Origin of the sequence: Pseudoduganella dura (assembly GCF_009727155.1) — a bacterium.
Classification (GTDB): Bacteria; Pseudomonadota; Gammaproteobacteria; order Burkholderiales; family Burkholderiaceae_D; genus Rugamonas; species Rugamonas dura.
Genome location: NZ_WNWM01000002.1, coordinates 4,974,781 through 4,989,860, shown reverse-complemented (window position 1 = coordinate 4,989,860; position 15,080 = coordinate 4,974,781). Strand labels below are relative to the sequence as shown.

Annotated in this window: 19 protein-coding genes; 6 read left to right on the top strand and 13 right to left on the bottom strand. The window is 63.9% G+C overall.

Annotation, left to right across the window (positions count from 1 at the left end):
- Nucleotide 1: 1 nt before the first annotated feature.
- Nucleotides 2-1,723: an acetolactate synthase 3 catalytic subunit gene (locus GJV26_RS21845; RefSeq protein WP_155710815.1), complete on the bottom strand. Its 1,722-nt coding sequence runs from the start codon at nucleotides 1,721-1,723 to the stop codon at nucleotides 2-4.
- 492 nt (nucleotides 1,724-2,215) lie between these two features.
- Here GJV26_RS21845 and GJV26_RS21840 point away from each other — a divergent pair, with 492 nt between their 5' ends.
- The 6 genes from GJV26_RS21840 (at nucleotide 2,216) to GJV26_RS21815 (ending at nucleotide 6,078) form a co-directional block, all read left to right on the top strand.
- On the top strand, nucleotides 2,216-2,785 hold the full coding sequence (locus GJV26_RS21840) for an RNA polymerase sigma factor (protein ID WP_155710814.1): 570 nt from the start codon (nucleotides 2,216-2,218) through the stop codon (nucleotides 2,783-2,785).
- The gene (locus GJV26_RS21835; RefSeq protein WP_155710813.1) at nucleotides 2,782-3,189 is read left to right on the top strand and encodes a DUF3619 family protein; all 408 of its coding nucleotides are present in this window, start codon (nucleotides 2,782-2,784) and stop codon (nucleotides 3,187-3,189) included. The genes GJV26_RS21840 and GJV26_RS21835 overlap by 4 nt, the downstream gene beginning before the upstream one ends.
- A 2-nt stretch (nucleotides 3,190-3,191) precedes the next feature.
- Complete coding sequence (locus tag GJV26_RS21830) at nucleotides 3,192-4,019, top strand: DUF3106 domain-containing protein (RefSeq protein ID WP_155710812.1); 828 nt, start codon at nucleotides 3,192-3,194, stop codon at nucleotides 4,017-4,019.
- Complete coding sequence (locus GJV26_RS21825) at nucleotides 4,003-4,542, top strand: RDD family protein (protein WP_155710811.1); 540 nt, start codon at nucleotides 4,003-4,005, stop codon at nucleotides 4,540-4,542. The genes GJV26_RS21830 and GJV26_RS21825 overlap by 17 nt, the downstream gene beginning before the upstream one ends.
- 37 nt (nucleotides 4,543-4,579) lie before the next feature.
- A complete protein-coding gene (locus GJV26_RS21820) occupies nucleotides 4,580-4,891 on the top strand; it encodes an HNH endonuclease signature motif containing protein (RefSeq protein ID WP_155710810.1) in 312 nt (103 codons plus the stop codon).
- A gap of 188 nt (nucleotides 4,892-5,079) precedes the next feature.
- Nucleotides 5,080-6,078, top strand: a complete 999-nt coding sequence (locus GJV26_RS21815; RefSeq protein ID WP_155710809.1) for a sterol desaturase family protein — start codon at nucleotides 5,080-5,082, stop codon at nucleotides 6,076-6,078.
- Nucleotides 6,079-6,169: 91 nt separating this feature from the next.
- Here the strand turns inward: GJV26_RS21815 and GJV26_RS21810 are convergent, their stop codons facing one another.
- The 12 genes from GJV26_RS21810 to GJV26_RS21755 form a co-directional block, all read right to left on the bottom strand.
- Entirely contained in the window at nucleotides 6,170-6,853 is a 684-nt protein-coding gene (locus GJV26_RS21810) for an RNA pseudouridine synthase (RefSeq protein WP_155710808.1), read from the bottom strand.
- Nucleotides 6,846-7,739, bottom strand: coding sequence for a class I SAM-dependent methyltransferase (locus GJV26_RS21805; protein ID WP_155710807.1), 894 nt, complete (start codon nucleotides 7,737-7,739; stop codon nucleotides 6,846-6,848). Before GJV26_RS21805 ends, GJV26_RS21810 begins: the two co-directional genes overlap by 8 nt.
- Nucleotides 7,726-7,920, bottom strand: a complete 195-nt coding sequence (gene iscX / locus GJV26_RS21800; RefSeq protein WP_155710806.1) for a Fe-S cluster assembly protein IscX — start codon at nucleotides 7,918-7,920, stop codon at nucleotides 7,726-7,728. The genes GJV26_RS21805 and iscX overlap by 14 nt, the downstream gene beginning before the upstream one ends.
- Before the next feature lies 1 nt (nucleotide 7,921).
- Entirely contained in the window at nucleotides 7,922-8,263 is a 342-nt protein-coding gene (fdx, locus tag GJV26_RS21795) for an ISC system 2Fe-2S type ferredoxin (protein ID WP_189441996.1), read from the bottom strand.
- Between the two features lie 24 nt (nucleotides 8,264-8,287).
- The gene (hscA, locus tag GJV26_RS21790) at nucleotides 8,288-10,207 is read right to left on the bottom strand and encodes a Fe-S protein assembly chaperone HscA (RefSeq protein ID WP_155710805.1); all 1,920 of its coding nucleotides are present in this window, start codon (nucleotides 10,205-10,207) and stop codon (nucleotides 8,288-8,290) included.
- 92 nt (nucleotides 10,208-10,299) lie between these two features.
- Nucleotides 10,300-10,815, bottom strand: coding sequence for a Fe-S protein assembly co-chaperone HscB (gene hscB / locus GJV26_RS21785; RefSeq protein ID WP_189441998.1), 516 nt, complete (start codon nucleotides 10,813-10,815; stop codon nucleotides 10,300-10,302).
- 24 nt (nucleotides 10,816-10,839) lie between these two features.
- The gene (gene iscA / locus GJV26_RS21780; protein ID WP_155710804.1) at nucleotides 10,840-11,163 is read right to left on the bottom strand and encodes an iron-sulfur cluster assembly protein IscA; all 324 of its coding nucleotides are present in this window, start codon (nucleotides 11,161-11,163) and stop codon (nucleotides 10,840-10,842) included.
- A 48-nt stretch (nucleotides 11,164-11,211) separates the two neighbouring features.
- Nucleotides 11,212-11,595 carry a Fe-S cluster assembly scaffold IscU gene (iscU, locus tag GJV26_RS21775; RefSeq protein ID WP_155710803.1) on the bottom strand — a complete coding sequence of 128 codons (384 nt, stop codon included), beginning with the start codon at nucleotides 11,593-11,595 and terminating at the stop codon, nucleotides 11,212-11,214.
- A 98-nt stretch (nucleotides 11,596-11,693) separates the two neighbouring features.
- Nucleotides 11,694-12,959, bottom strand: a complete 1,266-nt coding sequence (locus GJV26_RS21770; RefSeq protein WP_155710802.1) for an IscS subfamily cysteine desulfurase — start codon at nucleotides 12,957-12,959, stop codon at nucleotides 11,694-11,696.
- A gap of 42 nt (nucleotides 12,960-13,001) precedes the next feature.
- Nucleotides 13,002-13,484: a Fe-S cluster assembly transcriptional regulator IscR gene (gene iscR, locus GJV26_RS21765; RefSeq protein WP_155710801.1), complete on the bottom strand. Its 483-nt coding sequence runs from the start codon at nucleotides 13,482-13,484 to the stop codon at nucleotides 13,002-13,004.
- A 256-nt stretch (nucleotides 13,485-13,740) separates the two neighbouring features.
- A complete protein-coding gene (locus GJV26_RS21760) occupies nucleotides 13,741-14,541 on the bottom strand; it encodes a uracil-DNA glycosylase family protein (RefSeq protein ID WP_155710800.1) in 801 nt (266 codons plus the stop codon).
- Between the two features lie 115 nt (nucleotides 14,542-14,656).
- On the bottom strand, nucleotides 14,657-15,058 hold the full coding sequence (locus GJV26_RS21755) for a hypothetical protein (RefSeq protein WP_155710799.1): 402 nt from the start codon (nucleotides 15,056-15,058) through the stop codon (nucleotides 14,657-14,659).
- Between the last annotated feature and the right edge of the window lie 22 nt (nucleotides 15,059-15,080).

Here is a 15,080-nt window from a genome sequence, read left to right as displayed (position 1 = left end):
ATCAGAGGTCCTCCGAACCGAGCAGCATTTCGGAGAGGCCCTTGCCCGCCTGGATCATCGGCCACACGTTTTCGCTCTGGTCGGTAATGAAGTTCATGAACACCAGGCGGTCTTTCATGCCGAACGCTTCGCGCAGCGCGCCGTCGACGTCGCCCGGCTTCTCGATGCGCATGCCCACGTGGCCATACGCTTCGGCCAGCTTTTCGAAGTCCGGCAGCGAGTCCATGTACGACTCCGAATAACGCGAACCGTAGTCGAGCTGCTGCCACTGGCGCACCATGCCCAGGAAGCGGTTGTTCAGCATGATGATCTTCGGCGTCAGGTGATACTGCTTGCAGGTGGCCAGTTCCTGGATGTTCATCTGGATCGAGCCTTCGCCGGTGATGCAGGCCACCGTGGCATCCGGGTTCGCCATCTGCACGCCCATCGCGTACGGCAGGCCCACGCCCATCGTGCCCAGGCCGCCGGAATTGATCCAGCGGCGCGGCTTGTCGAAGCGGTAGTACTGCGCGGCCCACATCTGGTGCTGGCCCACGTCCGACGTGACGAACGCGTCGCCGCGGGTGATCTCGTAGACTTTCTCGACGACCGCCTGCGGCTTGATGACCAGGTCCGAGGTCGGGTATTTCAGGCAGTCGCGGTTGCGCCATTCCGTGACCTGGCCCCACCATTTCGACAGGTGCGCCGGATTCGGCTTGTGCTCGGCCGCATCGAGCTGGGCGAGGAATTCCACCAGCACGTCCTTGACGTTGCCGACGATCGGAATATCGACCTTCACGCGCTTGGAGATGGACGACGGGTCGATGTCCACGTGGATGATCTTGCGCGGGTGCGACGCGAAGTGCTTCGGGTTGCCGATCACGCGGTCGTCGAAACGGGCGCCGATGGCGATCAGCACGTCGCAGTGCTGCATCGCCATGTTGGCTTCGTACGTGCCGTGCATGCCGGGCATGCCAACGTACTGGTCGCTCGAGGCGCGCGAACCGCCCAGGCCCATCAGCGTGTTCGTGACGGGGAAGCCGAGGCGTTCGACGAGCTTGTTCAGTTCATTCGATGCATTGGCCAGGATCACGCCGCCGCCCGTGTAGATCATCGGGCGCTCGGCCGCCAGCAGCAGCTGGACCGCCTTGCGGATCTGGCCGGAGTGGCCCTTGTCGACCGGACGGTACGACCGCATCTCGATCTCCTTCGGATAGGAGAACGTGTGCTTGTGCATCGAGATATCCTTCGGGATATCGACCAGCACGGGGCCGGGACGGCCGGTGCGGGCGATGTAGAAGGCTTTCTTGACGGTTTCCGCCAGGTCCTTGACGTCCTTGACGAGGAAATTGTGCTTGACCACGGGGCGGGTGATGCCGACCGTGTCGCATTCCTGGAATGCATCCTGCCCGATCGCATGGCTCGGCACCTGGCCGGAAATGACGACCATCGGCACGGAATCCATGTACGCGGTCGACAGGCCGGTCACCGCATTGGTAACGCCGGGGCCGGACGTGACGATGGCAACGCCGGTCTTCTGCGAGCTGCGCGAATACGCGTCCGCCGCATGGATGGCTGCCTGCTCGTGGCGCACCAGGATATGCTGGAATTTGTCCTGCTTGAAGATGGCGTCGTAGATATAGAGGACTGCTCCTCCCGGATAGCCGAAGACGTGTTCGACGCCCTCTTCGGCCAGACAGCGCACGAGAATCTCGGCGCCAGTGATGGCTGCTTCGTTGTTCATGAAACATTCCTTTCAAGGTCCATAGGAGATTGAACGGATGCTCTTGCCTGTCGAAGTTAGCCTATCGCCACAGCTCCCTCGAGCGTACTTTTCGTTGCGGTGACGCCGGCTGTTCCCCCAACCGTAGTGGGGTGCGAGACGGACGCTGTAACGCAATTCTTTCCGCTGGAGTTTCTGCAGCTGTTCGGCCGACCTCTCGCGCTTTTGGCACGGGCTGGAGCAAACTGCTGACATATGAAAGCGGATCGTGCACGGCGGCGTTGTGTGCAACTGCGCGCGACCTGGGAGCTTCGTGGTGTGCGAAGCGTCCCATACGTTACTGCGTTGCACCATCGCCGGTCAAGGAATATTATGATTTTTTCGAGTTTGCGCCCTCTTCCGGTGCATAACGGGCCGATATCGTGGGGAAAGTGCCAAAAAAATGCGGGAATACGGGATTTTTGCTAGCATGCACAGTCCAGAAGACCTCAACGGCACAGTAATCCCCTCCTGATGGCAACAGATAAAGAACTTTCAGACTTTCTGGAAAACGTCGAACGACGTGCCTTCAAGCAGGCGGTCTACGCGGTGCGCAAGGATGAATCGGCACTGGACATCGTCCAGGATGCGATGATCAAGCTGGCGGAAAAATACGGCGACAAGCCGGCCGCCGAACTGCCGCTGCTGTTCCAGCGCATCCTGCAGACCACCATCCTTGATTATTTCCGCCGGGAAAAGGTGCGCAATACCTGGGTCAGCCTGTTTTCCGGACTGGGAAATTCCCAGGAGGAACATGAGGATTTTGATATACTTGAATCCTACGAGGCCGAGCACGGCACCCAGGCCGCCGAGTCCAGCGCCGACCACGTCGAGCGCATGCAGGTGCTACAACTCATTGATGATGAAGTGCAAAAGCTCCCGACACGTCAACGGGAAGCATTCCTCATGCGTTACTGGCAGGATATGGATGTGGCAGAGACGGCTGAAGCGATGGGATGCTCCGAAGGGAGCGTGAAAACACATTGCTCGAGAGCGACTCACACTCTTGCCGAAGCACTCAAAGCCAAGGGAATCAAATTATGAACACCGAAGAAATCAATTTCGCTTACCGCGTGCGCCATGCGCTCAACGAGAAGCTGGACGATTTGCCGGCCTCGACCACCGATCGGCTTGCCGCCGCCCGCCAGGCGGCACTTGCCCGCAAGAAGCCGCACGTTGAAGTGCGCGTGACCCACACTACAACGGTGACCGCCACCGCCGGCGGCAGCGGCCGCCTGTCGTCGCCGTTCGGCTGGATCAGCCGCTTTTCCGTCGTGCTGCCGCTGCTGCTGGTAATGGGCGGCATGGTCGGCGTGTACCAGTACGAACAGCAGCAGTCGATCGCCGAACTGGCGGAACTGGATGCAGCCGTGCTGTCCGACGAACTGCCATTGTCGGCCTACCTGGATAACGGCTTCAACGCCTACCTTGAAACACGCGGACGTTGAGTATGGCGAGACTTAGCGGTGGTCGGGCGTGGCTGTGGGGCGGTGCTGCCGCGCTGATCGTCGCAATCGCTGCCGGCTTCGCCGTGTCGCACGTCGTGCGCCGGGATGCGGTGCCCGCCACCGCCGCGTCTTCCGCCTCCGCGCTGCTGTCGCCTTCCGTGGCCGAACTGCGCTGGGCCGACCTCACGCCCGCGCAGCAGGAAGCGCTGTCTCCGCTCAAGGCAGGCTGGGACGACCTGGGCCCGGTGCGCAAGCAGAAATGGCTCGAGATCGCCGGCCGCTACGCGTCGATGAAGCCCGCCGAGAAGAAGCGCATGCTCGAACGCATGCGCGCCTGGACCGAAATGTCCCCCGAGGAACGCAAGGCCGTGCGCGAGAGCTATGCGCGTGCCCAGCGTGCGGTCGGCGGCAAGAAGGCGGCCCAGTGGGAAGAATACCAGCAGCTCACGCCCGAGGAAAAACGCCGGCTGGCAGGCGCCGGCGCGTCGAAGAAACAGCAGGTGGCCAAGCCGCCGACGCCGGCCCAGAGCCTGGCGAAGTCGCCGCAGCCGGTCAAGCCGCATGTGCCGCCGTTCAATCCCCCTGCCGCGGCCATAACCCCCCCGGTACCCGCGGCGGCGCCGGCACCCGTGCCGTCACCCGCGCCGCAGCCGGCGCCGGAAATGGTGTATCCGCTCGAAGGTGCCGCCACGCCGGCCGTGATGATGCAGCAAAGCCAGCCGGCAGCATCGCCGGCGGCTCCCGCATCGCCGCCGGCACCCGCGTCGGCAACCGCACCGGCCGCCGTGCCCGTCCCTGCCGCTCCTTCGCCCAATGCAGCAGGGAAATAGCACGGCAACGGCCACTTCCGTACCATCGATCAGGCGCCGCCTGATCTCGATGGTGTACGAGCTGCTGCTCGCATTGGCCGCGTTGTTCCTGCCGTTCCTGGTCTTCGAGTTCGTCGTCAACGCCAGCCATGCCGCAACGGTCGAGCATGGCCGCCAGGCGCTGGCGTTCCTCGTGCTGGGCGCCTACTTCATCCATCAGTGGAGCCGCACCGGCCAGACGCTGGCGATGCAGACGTGGCGGCTGCGCGTGACGCTGCGCGGCGGCGAACCGGTGCCGCCGAAACGTGCCGCGCTGCGTTACCTGCTGGCGTGGATGTGGGTATTGCCGGCCCTCGTTATCAGCGCCATCTTCGGCCTGGAACACTGGCATGCGCTGGGTGCGATCGCCATCGGCATCGCCGCCTGGTCGCTGACGGCCTTCCTCGACCGCGACCGCCAGTTCCTGCACGACCGCCTGGCCGGCACGCGGCTGGTGCAGTTGCCGAAGCCGCCGAAAAAGACGTCCGCCCCGCAGGCGGCCTGACCTTGCGCGCGGCCGTGGCCGCCCTCACCTGCTTGGCATGATCCCGGACGACGACTCCTCCACCGAACCGCTGTGCCCGTTGTGCGGCCGTCCGCTCGGCACGGCCAATATCGACCGGCACCACCTCGTCCCGAAAACATTCAAGGGCCGCGCCCAGTTTCCCATCCACAAGATCTGCCACCGCAAGATCCACTCGGTGTTTACCGAGAAGGAATTGTTCCGCACCTATCACACGTGGGACAAACTGCGGGAAAACGAGGACATCCGCACGTTCATCGAGTGGGTGGCGCGCAAGGCGCCGGAGTTCTATACGACCACGGCGACGGCGAACAGCAAGAAGCGGAAGTAAAAAAACCGGTGACAGGCTCCGATTTTACAAAACCGGTGACAGGCTCCCATTTTCCGGGAAATATTTCTGAAATCCAAAGCCTGCCATCGGTTGCGCCTGGTTTGCACAGGAGTATCATCCAGGAAGGGCATCATCCATAAAAATTGGTGGCGCCGCGACAGCAGGCGCGCCGGAGACGGGAGCGAACGATGATCGATGCGGCTTGCACGTGGCTGGTCGGGCTGTTGGGTAGCAATGTGGACTGGAAGCAGGTACTGCTGATCGGGGCGACGCCGCTGTTCCTGCTTGCCTTCGTGGTGGAACTCGCGGGCGCAAGACGGCGTGGCCACCAGGCCAGTTTCCAGTGGAAGGAAATTATCGCCAACGTCGCCCTTGGCAGCGCTTACCAGATTGCCGAAGCCCTGGCCTGGCTGCTCGTTACCGGCGCAATATTTTCCTGGGTCTACCAGCACCGCCTGTTCGACATTCCCGTCAACGGCTGGACGGTGCTGCCGATTTTCATCATGGTGGAATTCTGCTATTACTGGTTCCACCGCAGCTCGCATCGCGTTCGGTGGTGGTGGGCCGCCCACGTGCCCCACCACAGCGGCGAGACGATGAATTTCACCACTGCCGCGCGCCAGAGCGTGCTCAACGTTTTCGTCGGCACCTTCATCTTCTACCTGCCGCCTGTTGCATTGGGCGTGCCGCCGGCGGTTGTCATGTTCATGCTGGCGGTGGACCTGGTGTACCAGTATTTCGTCCACACCGATGCCATCGGCAAGCTGCCTGCATGGTACGAGGCGGTGTTCGACACGCCATCCAACCACCGTGTCCACCACGGCCGCAACCCGCAATACATCGACAAGAACTATGGCGGTGTGCTGATGATCTTCGACCGCATGTTCGGCACTTACTGCCCGGAGAGGAAAAAAGTCGATTACGGCATCCCGCGGCAGATCCGTTCCCATGACTTCCTGGTTCTCAACCTGCACGAATTCGTCGACATGCTGCGCGACGTCGCTGCGCCGGGTCCGCTGATGCAGCGGCTGAAGCACCTGTGGATGCCGCCGGACTGGCAGCGGCCGGGGCATGTGCCGCTGCATACGTGGACTGTCGAGCGCAGCGATACGGCAGAGAAGTCCGTCGCGCCGGCACCGCCGGCCGCTTCCACAGGCTTGCCGCAGTCGAGCCGCGGTTCATCGTAGGGAGTGCGAGTTGCCCACGCCGGCGGTTCGGCAAGCAAACGCGAACCTGTGCATGGGCGAGCGCGGCAGCCCCCCCCATTTCCCCTGTATGTCAGAACCGTTCGTAGCCCAGCAGGTAGCGCCACTGCCCGGCAGGCAGGCTGCCCATCGACATCCGCCCGATCCGCAGCCGCTTGATGGAGGTGGGCGTGAGCCCGACCGCGCCGCACATCTTGTCGATCTGCGTCGGCTTCGGCCCCTTGACGGCGAAGCGCAGCCGGCGTTCGTTCTGCCAGCTGACCTTGGTGGCACCCCCGTTCAACTGCGCCAGGCCGTTGTCGGCGATGGTGCCGTCGACCTCGACGATCAGCTCCTGCTCGACCGAGCCGGGCTCGTCGACCAGCTTGCGGATGACGCGGTAGTCCTGCGTGAACACGAACAGGCCGCTGGCCGACGGATCGAGCGGCAGCGCCGGCGTCAGGTTGTGCAGGTGCCGCTTCAGGAAACGCTCGTTCGCATTGTGCCCGCCGCGATGCAGCGTTTCTTCCGACAGGCAGCGCAGCGCGTCGGCGCCGGCCGGCTTGTTCAGCAGGATCGTGACCGGCACGATTTCCAGCAGCGTGGCATCCGGCGCCAGCTCGACGGTTTGCGCCGGCGCCACGCGCGCGCCCGGCTCTTCCACCACGATGCCGTCGACCAGCACGTAGCCGCCCTCGATGTACAGCTCGGCCTCGCGGCGCGAGCACGGCAGCTGGTCGGCCAGCCGCTTGGAGAGGCGGATCGTATCGTCAGTCATGGGCAGCTTCGGTATAAAAACGGTGGTTCATTTCCTGCAGCCCGACGGTATCGAGCACTTCCTTCAGCCGGTCGGCCGGGCGCTTGCGCGGCAGGTCCTTGTAGGTGGCCACGATCAGCTCGTTCTTCATCGAGTGTTCCCAGCCCACCAGCTCCGTCACGCTGACCTGGTAGCCATGCGCTTCCAGCTGCAGGCAGCGCAGCACGTTGGTGACCTGGCTGCCGAACTCGCGGGTGTGGATCGGGTGGCGCCAGATTTCCGTCAGCGCGCTCTTGCCGAGCGACTGGCCTTTATTCTTGCGCAGCACCGATGCCACTTCCGCCTGGCAGCACGGCACCAGCACGATGTGCTTCGCATGCTTTTTCAGCGCGAAGTCGATCGCGTCGTCGGTCGCGGTATTGCAGGCGTGCAGCGCGGTGACGATGTCGATCGATGCCGGCAATTCCGACGACGTGGTCGATTCCGCCACCGACAGCGGCAGGAACGACATTCCCGGGAATTCGAACTTCGCGGCCAGCTCGCGCGAGCGCTGCACCAGCTCGTCGCGCGTTTCGATGCCGTAGATATGGGACGCATCCGCCAGTGGCTTGAAGAACAGGTCGTAGAGGATGAAGCCGAGGTACGACTTGCCGGCGCCGTGGTCGACCAGCGACACGCTGCCCTTGTCGGCCACCACGTCATTGAGCAGCGGCTCGATGAACTGGTACAGGTGGTACACCTGCTTGAGCTTGCGCCGGCTGTCCTGGTTCAGCTTGCCATCGCGCGTGAGGATGTGCAATTCCTGCAGCAGCGCGACCGACTGGCCCGGCTTGATTTCCGGGATGTCCGTCACGGTCCGCGGCAACGGCGCGGCGGCCGGCTTCGACTGGCCCTTACTGTGCTTCATCGATCCACGCCTGCTGGATCGCTTCCAGGATCTTTTCGCCGCCGCGCCTGTGGTCGTCGTCGAAACCTTCCAGCGTCACCACACAGTTGTGCAGGTCGATGAACCGGATCTGCGTGGGGTCCTGCTGCGGATATTTGTCATACAGCGCTTCCGCGATCGCCGTGATGTCCGTCCATTTCATTTCAGTGGGAACCTTCGCTGGCATGATTGATGGTGTACTTCGGGATCTCGATGACGAGGTCCTCGTCCGCCACGATCGACTGGCACGACAGGCGCGACTGCGCCTCCAGGCCCCAGGCCTTGTCGAGCAGGTCTTCTTCCGTCTCGGTGGCTTCGTTCAGCGAGTCGAAACCTTCGCGCACGATCACGTGGCAGGTGGTGCAGGCGCACGATTTTTCGCACGCGTGCTCGATATGGATGTCGTTCTCCAGCAGGACATCGCAGACGGACTTGCCCGCTTCGGTCTCGATGACGGCGCCCTCGGGGCACAGCTTGGCGTGGGGCAGGATGACGATTTGTGGCACTTGCTACCTCTGTAGTTTTGTTGGTTATGCGACTTCATCCAGCGACCGGCCGGCCAGCGCGCTGCGCACGCTGCGGTCCATCCGGCGCGAGGCGAATTCCTCGGTGCCGCGCGCCAGTTCCTCGACGGCGGCCTTGACGGCCAGGTGATCGACCGTATCGGCCTGCGCAGGGGCCTGTGAAGGGGCCTGTGAAGCGGCCAGCACGTCGCGCGTTCTCTGCATCAGCGCATCCACTTCGGCCCGCTCTTCATCGGACAGCAGGCCGGCATCCTCGTCGAGCGCCGATTGCGTGGCCAGCAGGATGCGCTCGGCCTCGACCTGCTCCTCGCGCAGCGCGCGGGCCTTCATGTCGCTCTCGGCGGACGTGTACGAATCCTGCAGCATGCGCGCGACATCGTCGTCGCCCAGGCCGTAGGAAGGCTTGACGGTGATCGATGCCTCGACGTTCGAACGCAGTTCGCGCGCCGAGACGGAAAGCAGCCCGTCGGCATCGACCTGGTACGTGATGCGGATGCGCGCGGCCCCGGCCGCCATCGGCGGAATGCCGCGCAGCTCGAAGCGCGCCAGCGAACGGCAATCGGACACCAGCTCGCGCTCGCCCTGCAGCACGTGCACCGCCAGCGCGGTCTGGCCATCCTTGAACGTCGTGAATTCCTGGGCGCGGGCGCAAGGGATCGTCGAATTGCGCGGGATGATCTTCTCGACCAGGCCGCCCATCGTCTCGATGCCCAGCGACAGCGGGATCACATCCAGCAGCAGCCAGTCGTCGCCGGCGGCGCGATTGCCGGCCAGCAGGTTGGCCTGGATGGCGGCGCCCAGCGCCACCACCTTGTCCGGGTCGATGTTGGCATGCGGGATCGTGTGGAAGAACTCGCCCACGGCGCGCTGCACGTGCGGCATGCGCGTGGCGCCGCCGACCATCACCACGCCGTCGATATCGTCGGCATCGATGTTCGCGTCGCGCAACGCCTTCCTGACGGCGTTGATGGTCTTGGCGACCAGGTGCTTCGTGATCTCGTTGAACGTTTCGGCCGTGATGGCCAGGTGGACGTTCTCGCCGGACGACAGGCTGGCGTCGACCAGCACTTCGGCCTTGCTCGACAGCAGCTCCTTCGCCTCGCGCGCCTTCACCATCAGCACGGCGGTATCGTTGTCGTTCAGCGGCGCCAGCTTTTCCTGCTCGTGGATCCAGCAGAACAGGCGGTGGTCGAAGTCGTCGCCGCCCAGCGCCGAATCGCCGCCGGTGGACAGCACTTCGAACACGCCCTTCGACAGTTTCAGGATCGAGATGTCGAACGTGCCCCCGCCCAGGTCATAAACGGCGAACAGGCCTTCGGAGCCGTTGTCGAGGCCATACGCGATCGCCGCGGCGGTCGGTTCGGACAGCAGGCGCAGAACGTTCAGGCCGGCCAGCTGGGCCGCATCCTTCGTGGCCTGGCGCTGCGCATCGTCGAAATAGGCCGGTACGGTGATCACGGCGCCCACCAGGTCGTCGCCCAGCGCATCCTCGGCGCGCTGGCGCAGCGTGGCCAGGATCTGGGCCGACGTTTCGACCGGGCTCTTCACGCCTGCGACGGTCCTTAAACGAACCATGCCGTGACCGTCTGCACGGTCACCTTCGACGAAATCGTATGGCAGGTTTTCCGCGTACGCGATGTCCTTCAGGCCGCGGCCCATGAACCGCTTGACGGAGACGACCGTGTTCTTCGGATCGGTGGTCTGTGCCGCCAGGGCCTTGTAGCCGATGCTGGCATGGCCGTTCGGCAGGTAGCGCACGACGGACGGCAGCAGCGGCCGGCCGTCCTCGTCGTTCAGAACTTCGGGAATGGACGAGCGCACGGTGGCGACCAGCGAGTTGGTCGTGCCCAGGTCGATGCCGACCGCCAGGCGGTGCTGGTGGGGGGCCGTGGACATGCCGGGTTCGGAAATTTGCAGGAGAGCCATGTGAAACCTGTTCTTGTTGTGACGGACGGCGCGGCGGACTGGCGGCTGAGCGAAAACTGAGCGGAAGACCGGGCGCCGGACGGAGGGCCGGACTATGCGTCCAGCGCGTCGAAGGCGTAGCGGACTTCCTCGCCGAATTTTTCCAGGAACATCAGTGCGCGCACACCCTGCGCCGCGGCGTGGTAATCGCCGGCGTCCAGGTGCGCCTCGATGTCCTTCAGCTGGCCCTTGCGGGTGGTGCGCAGCTGGCCATCGAGCCGGTCGAGCAGCGCCGCGTCGCGGCCGGCACGCGCCTCGGCCAGTTCCTCGCGCCATTCCATCTGCTGCATCAGGAAGGCCATCGGCATCGCCGTGTTCGATTCGGTCTGCAAATCGACACCGTTCAGCTCGCACAAGTATTGCGCGCGCCGCTGCGGGTTCTTCAGCGTCTGGTATGCCTCGTTGGCACGGGTGGCCCATTGCATCGCCACGCGCTTTTCGGCGTCGGTGGCGTTCACGAACTTATCGGGATGCACCCGGCCCTGGACTTCGCGGAACGCGCTGTCCAGGGTGCCGGTATCGATGGCGAACTGCTGCGGCAGGTGGAATAACTCGAAGTGATTCTGCACGGTCGAAGGTAATGTCGAGAGGCGTCAGACACGGAAACTTTCGCCGCAACCGCAGGCGTCTTTTTCGTTCGGGTTGTTGAACTTGAAGCCCTCGTTGAGGCCTTCGCGCGCGAAGTCGAGCTCGGTGCCATCGATGTACGGCATGCTCTTCGGGTCGACGAACACTTTCACGCCGTGCGATTCGAACACCGCGTCTTCCGAAGCCACTTCGTCGACGTATTCCAGCTTGTAGGCCAGCCCCGAGCAGCCCGTCGTGCGCACGCCGAAGCGCAGGCCGAGGCCCTTGCCGCGCCGTTCGATGTAGCGGGAAATATGCTTTGCTGCTTTTTCGGTCAGGGTGACTGCCATGCGAATTCCTCCTTCAGTGGAGCCCGCTTGAAGCGGGCTCCGTCATACTTATGCAGAATGCTTTGCCTTGTAATCGCTGACGGCTGCCTTGATGGCATCTTCCGCCAGGATCGAGCAGTGGATCTTCACCGGCGGCAGCGCCAGTTCTTCGGCGATCTGCGTGTTCTTGATGGCCAGTGCTTCGTCCAGCGTCTTGCCCTTGACCCATTCGGTCACCAGCGAGCTCGATGCGATCGCCGAGCCGCAGCCGTAGGTCTTGAATTTCGCGTCTTCGATCAGGCCATCGGCGCCGACCTTGATCTGCAGCTTCATCACGTCGCCGCAGGCCGGCGCGCCGACCATGCCGGTGCCGACGCTGTCATCGCCTTTTTCAAAGGCGCCCACGTTGCGCGGGTTTTCGTAGTGATCGAGTACTTGTTCCGAGTAAGCCATTTTGATGCTCCTTGTTTACATACCTGGTGTCTGACACCGGTTTTTCCGAATGGTGTCAGACACCGGCTGAATAGACGGGTGTCTGACCGGCTGAATAATCAGTGCGCTGCCCACTGGATCGAATTGATGTCGATCCCCTCTTTGAACATATCCCACAGCGGCGACAGCTCGCGCAGCTTGCCCACTTTCGACTTCATCAGTTCGATGGCGAAGTCGATGTCCTGCTCGGTCGTGAAGCGCCCGATGGTGAAACGGATCGAGCTGTGCGCCAGCTCGTCGCTGCGGCCCAGCGCGCGCAGCACGTACGACGGTTCCAGGCTGGCCGACGTGCAGGCCGAACCGGACGACACGGCCAGGTCCTTCACGGCCATGATCAGCGACTCGCCTTCCACATAGTTGAACGAAACGTTCAGGTTGTGCGGTACGCGGTGGTCCATGTCGCCGTTGATGTAGACCTCTTCGATATCCTGCAGGCCGTTGGCGAGACGGTCGCGCAGCGCCTTGATGCGGGCGATCTCGTCGTCCATTTCCACCTTGGCCAGGCGGAACGCTTCGCCCATGCCGACGATCTGGTGCACCGGCAGCGTGCCCGAACGCAGGCCGCGCTCGTGGCCGCCGCCGTGCATCTGCGCTTCGAGGCGCACGCGCGGCTTGCGGCACACATACAGTGCGCCGATGCCCTTCGGGCCGTAGGTCTTGTGGGCGGTGAACGTCATCAGGTCGACCTTCAGCGCCTGCACGTCGATCGCCAGCTTGCCGGTGGCCTGCGCCGCGTCGCAGTGGAAAATGATGCCCTTGCCGCGGCAGAAGGCGGCGATCTCGCCGATCGGCTGGATCACGCCGATCTCGTTATTGACCAGCATGACCGAGACAAGGATCGTATCCGGGCGCACGGCGGCGGCCAGCTGCTCGACCGTGATCAGGCCGTTGTCCTGCGGGTCCAGGTAAGTGGCCTCGAAGCCCTGGCGTTCCAGTTCGCGCACGGTGTCCAGCACGGCCTTGTGCTCGGTCTTCACCGTGATGATGTGCTTGCCCTTGGTCTTGTAGAACTGCGCCGCGCCCTTGATGGCCAGGTTGTTGCTTTCGGTGGCGCCGGAGGTCCAGATGATTTCCCGCGGATCGGCATTGATCAGCGCCGCCACATGGCCGCGCGCCTCTTCCACGGCCGCTTCCGCCGTCCAGCCGTACATGTGGCTGCGCGATGCCGGGTTGCCGAACTGTTCGCGCAGGAACGGGATCATCTTGTCCGCCACCCGTGGGTCGATCGGCGTGGTGGCCGAGTAGTCCATGTAGATCGGGAAGTGCGGCGCGGTCTTGAAATCGACCGGGGCAACCTTGGGGACGTTTTTTTCAGGGGCGTTCATCTATCACTCCAGTGCTTGGCAGCGTGTATGGGTTTATTCTGATTACTTGGCGAGGGCGGCGTGGTCATTGCGGTGCATTACCACCACCTTCTGCTCCGCGTTCTTGTGTTTTTGCTGGTCGACCAGGTCCTGCAGCGAGACCGAATCGAGGTAATCGACCATTTTTTCGTTCAGCGTGGTCCACAGTTCGTGGGTCATGCAGCGGGCGCCGCTGGCATGGTCGGCGCCGTGGCAGTTTTCCTTGCCGCCGCACTGCGTGGCATCGAGCGGCTCGTCGACGGCGATGATGATGTCGGCCACCGTCACCTTGTCGGCGCGGCGGGCCAGGCTGTAGCCGCCACCGGGGCCGCGGATCGATTCCACGATCTCGTGCCGGCGCAGCTTGCCGAACAGCTGCTCCAGGTAGGACAGCGAAATGGCCTGCCGCTGGCTGATGCCAGAGAGCGTGACGGGACCTTTGCCCTGGCGCATCGCCAGGTCGATCATCGCCGTGACGGCAAAACGGCCTTTGGTAGTCAGACGCATACGACCTCGAATAAATGCCGCCGGGCGGGACGCCTCCGGCAGCTTTCTTTGACTCAATATCAAGTTTGGCAATGAGTTGGGGTAAAATCCTGCGCTTCGCGCGCAACTGCACCGACCACCGCACCTGCAACCGCATCTACCACCGCTACGGAACCTGTAAAAACCGTATTAGTTGAATGATTTAGTCAAGTATATCAGGTTTGGAAAATGCTTGCCGGGCGTGGCTTCGTTTTCGCTTGGAGCGCAGCCTGCGCGTTCACCCTGCCGCGGGCGGCTTCCGGCGACCTTCGCCGCCGTGCAGCAGACGCAGCGGGCCGAACAGCGCATGCATGTCCTTGTTGGCGATGAACGACAGGTTGTACGGGTGCTCGGCCACCGCCTGCGGCATGGCGCGCACCGCCGGCAACCTGTTCAGCTGTTCGGCGATTTTCCCCCACAGCACCAGCCTGGGTTGCGTGGCGCGCGCCGCCAGGGTGTCGATCACCGTCGCGAAGAACGGCAGCCATGCCCTGGCGTCCTTGACGGGCGCCACGTGCGACCGGAACACCAGCGATGCATTGAGCAGCAGGAACCCGTGGTCCATCAGCCGTTCCTGCAGCTCGGCCAGCGTACCGATCGCCGCCCCGCCCCGGGCGCGCGCGGCGCAGGCGGCCAGCGCGGCGCCGGCCGTGTCGGCTTCGTGCAACTGGCCATCCGCCACCAGCAGCATTTTCATGAAATTACGCAGTGATGTCGCCCGGTTGACGCGCTTGGACAGGCCGCCATCGGCGTCGTCCGACCACAGGCTGCCCACCGCGCCGTCCATGAAGCCGACTCCGGTCGCGCTGTCGACGCGGGGATACGGCCCCTCGCCCACCAGCACGTACCGCACCTGGTCCAGCGACAGCGCGAACGCGGCGAACAGGCGCAGGCCGGTGGGCAGGTAGCTGTCTTCCGCCAGCGCAGGCAGGTAGGCCGGGTCGGCTGCGGCGACGGCTTCCAGGCCTTTCACCAGCGTGGCGTGCCAGGAAGGATCGGCCTTGTCGAGGGCGGCGAGGAAATGCGGGGGGATCGTCATTGCGCTGGCGGAAAAGCAAAGGGCGGGATTCTACCGCATGCGCGTGGCAAAACCCGGATCAGACCTGGTTTATGAGCAACATTGCCGCCGGAAACGGACTGTGCCGGTCTCCGGTTCAAGCCTGTCCCAGCAGGTCGTTGGCGTCCAGGATGGCGAAGGCGATATCGGGATGGGTATCCAGGCAGCGGCGGATGGCGGCTGGCACCGCCTGCCGCGTCTTCCGGCACAGCCCGGGCCGGGGCGCCAGTTCGATCGCGAAGCCGCGCATCGTGCGCACTTCGTTCGGGCCGGGTGCGATCGTCAGCGTCACGCCCAGCTGCTCATGCAGGCGCTGGCCCAGCCGCATCAGCTCGGCATAGCTGCCGATCGCCTCGATCCGTTCGATCAGCCGCTTTTCCTCCTCGCGGGTGAGGCGCAGCACGCGCGCGTCGGCCTGCGGATCGGCCTCGAGCAGCTCGCGCCGGCAGTCGCAGGCGCCGGGCGGGCACTCCTTGCGAATCGGGAGGGGAAGCGTCATGGCATCGGGGGCGAAGTGGCCG

Excerpts from the sequence above, each read along its gene's own strand:
- GJV26_RS21845 (WP_155710815.1), bottom strand. The coding sequence starts at position 1,723 with ATGAACAACGAAGCAGCCATCACTGGCGCCGAGATTCTCGTGCGCTGT.
- GJV26_RS21840 (WP_155710814.1), top strand. The coding sequence starts at position 2,216 with ATGGCAACAGATAAAGAACTTTCAGACTTTCTGGAAAACGTCGAACGA.
- GJV26_RS21835 (WP_155710813.1), top strand. The coding sequence starts at position 2,782 with ATGAACACCGAAGAAATCAATTTCGCTTACCGCGTGCGCCATGCGCTC.
- GJV26_RS21830 (WP_155710812.1), top strand. The coding sequence starts at position 3,192 with ATGGCGAGACTTAGCGGTGGTCGGGCGTGGCTGTGGGGCGGTGCTGCC.
- GJV26_RS21825 (WP_155710811.1), top strand. The coding sequence starts at position 4,003 with ATGCAGCAGGGAAATAGCACGGCAACGGCCACTTCCGTACCATCGATC.
- GJV26_RS21820 (WP_155710810.1), top strand. The coding sequence starts at position 4,580 with ATGATCCCGGACGACGACTCCTCCACCGAACCGCTGTGCCCGTTGTGC.
- GJV26_RS21815 (WP_155710809.1), top strand. The coding sequence starts at position 5,080 with ATGATCGATGCGGCTTGCACGTGGCTGGTCGGGCTGTTGGGTAGCAAT.
- GJV26_RS21810 (WP_155710808.1), bottom strand. The coding sequence starts at position 6,853 with ATGACTGACGATACGATCCGCCTCTCCAAGCGGCTGGCCGACCAGCTG.
- GJV26_RS21805 (WP_155710807.1), bottom strand. The coding sequence starts at position 7,739 with ATGAAGCACAGTAAGGGCCAGTCGAAGCCGGCCGCCGCGCCGTTGCCG.
- iscX (WP_155710806.1), bottom strand. The coding sequence starts at position 7,920 with ATGAAATGGACGGACATCACGGCGATCGCGGAAGCGCTGTATGACAAA.
- hscA (WP_155710805.1), bottom strand. The coding sequence starts at position 10,207 with ATGGCTCTCCTGCAAATTTCCGAACCCGGCATGTCCACGGCCCCCCAC.
- iscA (WP_155710804.1), bottom strand. The coding sequence starts at position 11,163 with ATGGCAGTCACCCTGACCGAAAAAGCAGCAAAGCATATTTCCCGCTAC.
- iscU (WP_155710803.1), bottom strand. The coding sequence starts at position 11,595 with ATGGCTTACTCGGAACAAGTACTCGATCACTACGAAAACCCGCGCAAC.
- GJV26_RS21770 (WP_155710802.1), bottom strand. The coding sequence starts at position 12,959 with ATGAACGCCCCTGAAAAAAACGTCCCCAAGGTTGCCCCGGTCGATTTC.
- iscR (WP_155710801.1), bottom strand. The coding sequence starts at position 13,484 with ATGCGTCTGACTACCAAAGGCCGTTTTGCCGTCACGGCGATGATCGAC.
- GJV26_RS21760 (WP_155710800.1), bottom strand. The coding sequence starts at position 14,541 with ATGACGATCCCCCCGCATTTCCTCGCCGCCCTCGACAAGGCCGATCCT.
- GJV26_RS21755 (WP_155710799.1), bottom strand. The coding sequence starts at position 15,058 with ATGACGCTTCCCCTCCCGATTCGCAAGGAGTGCCCGCCCGGCGCCTGC.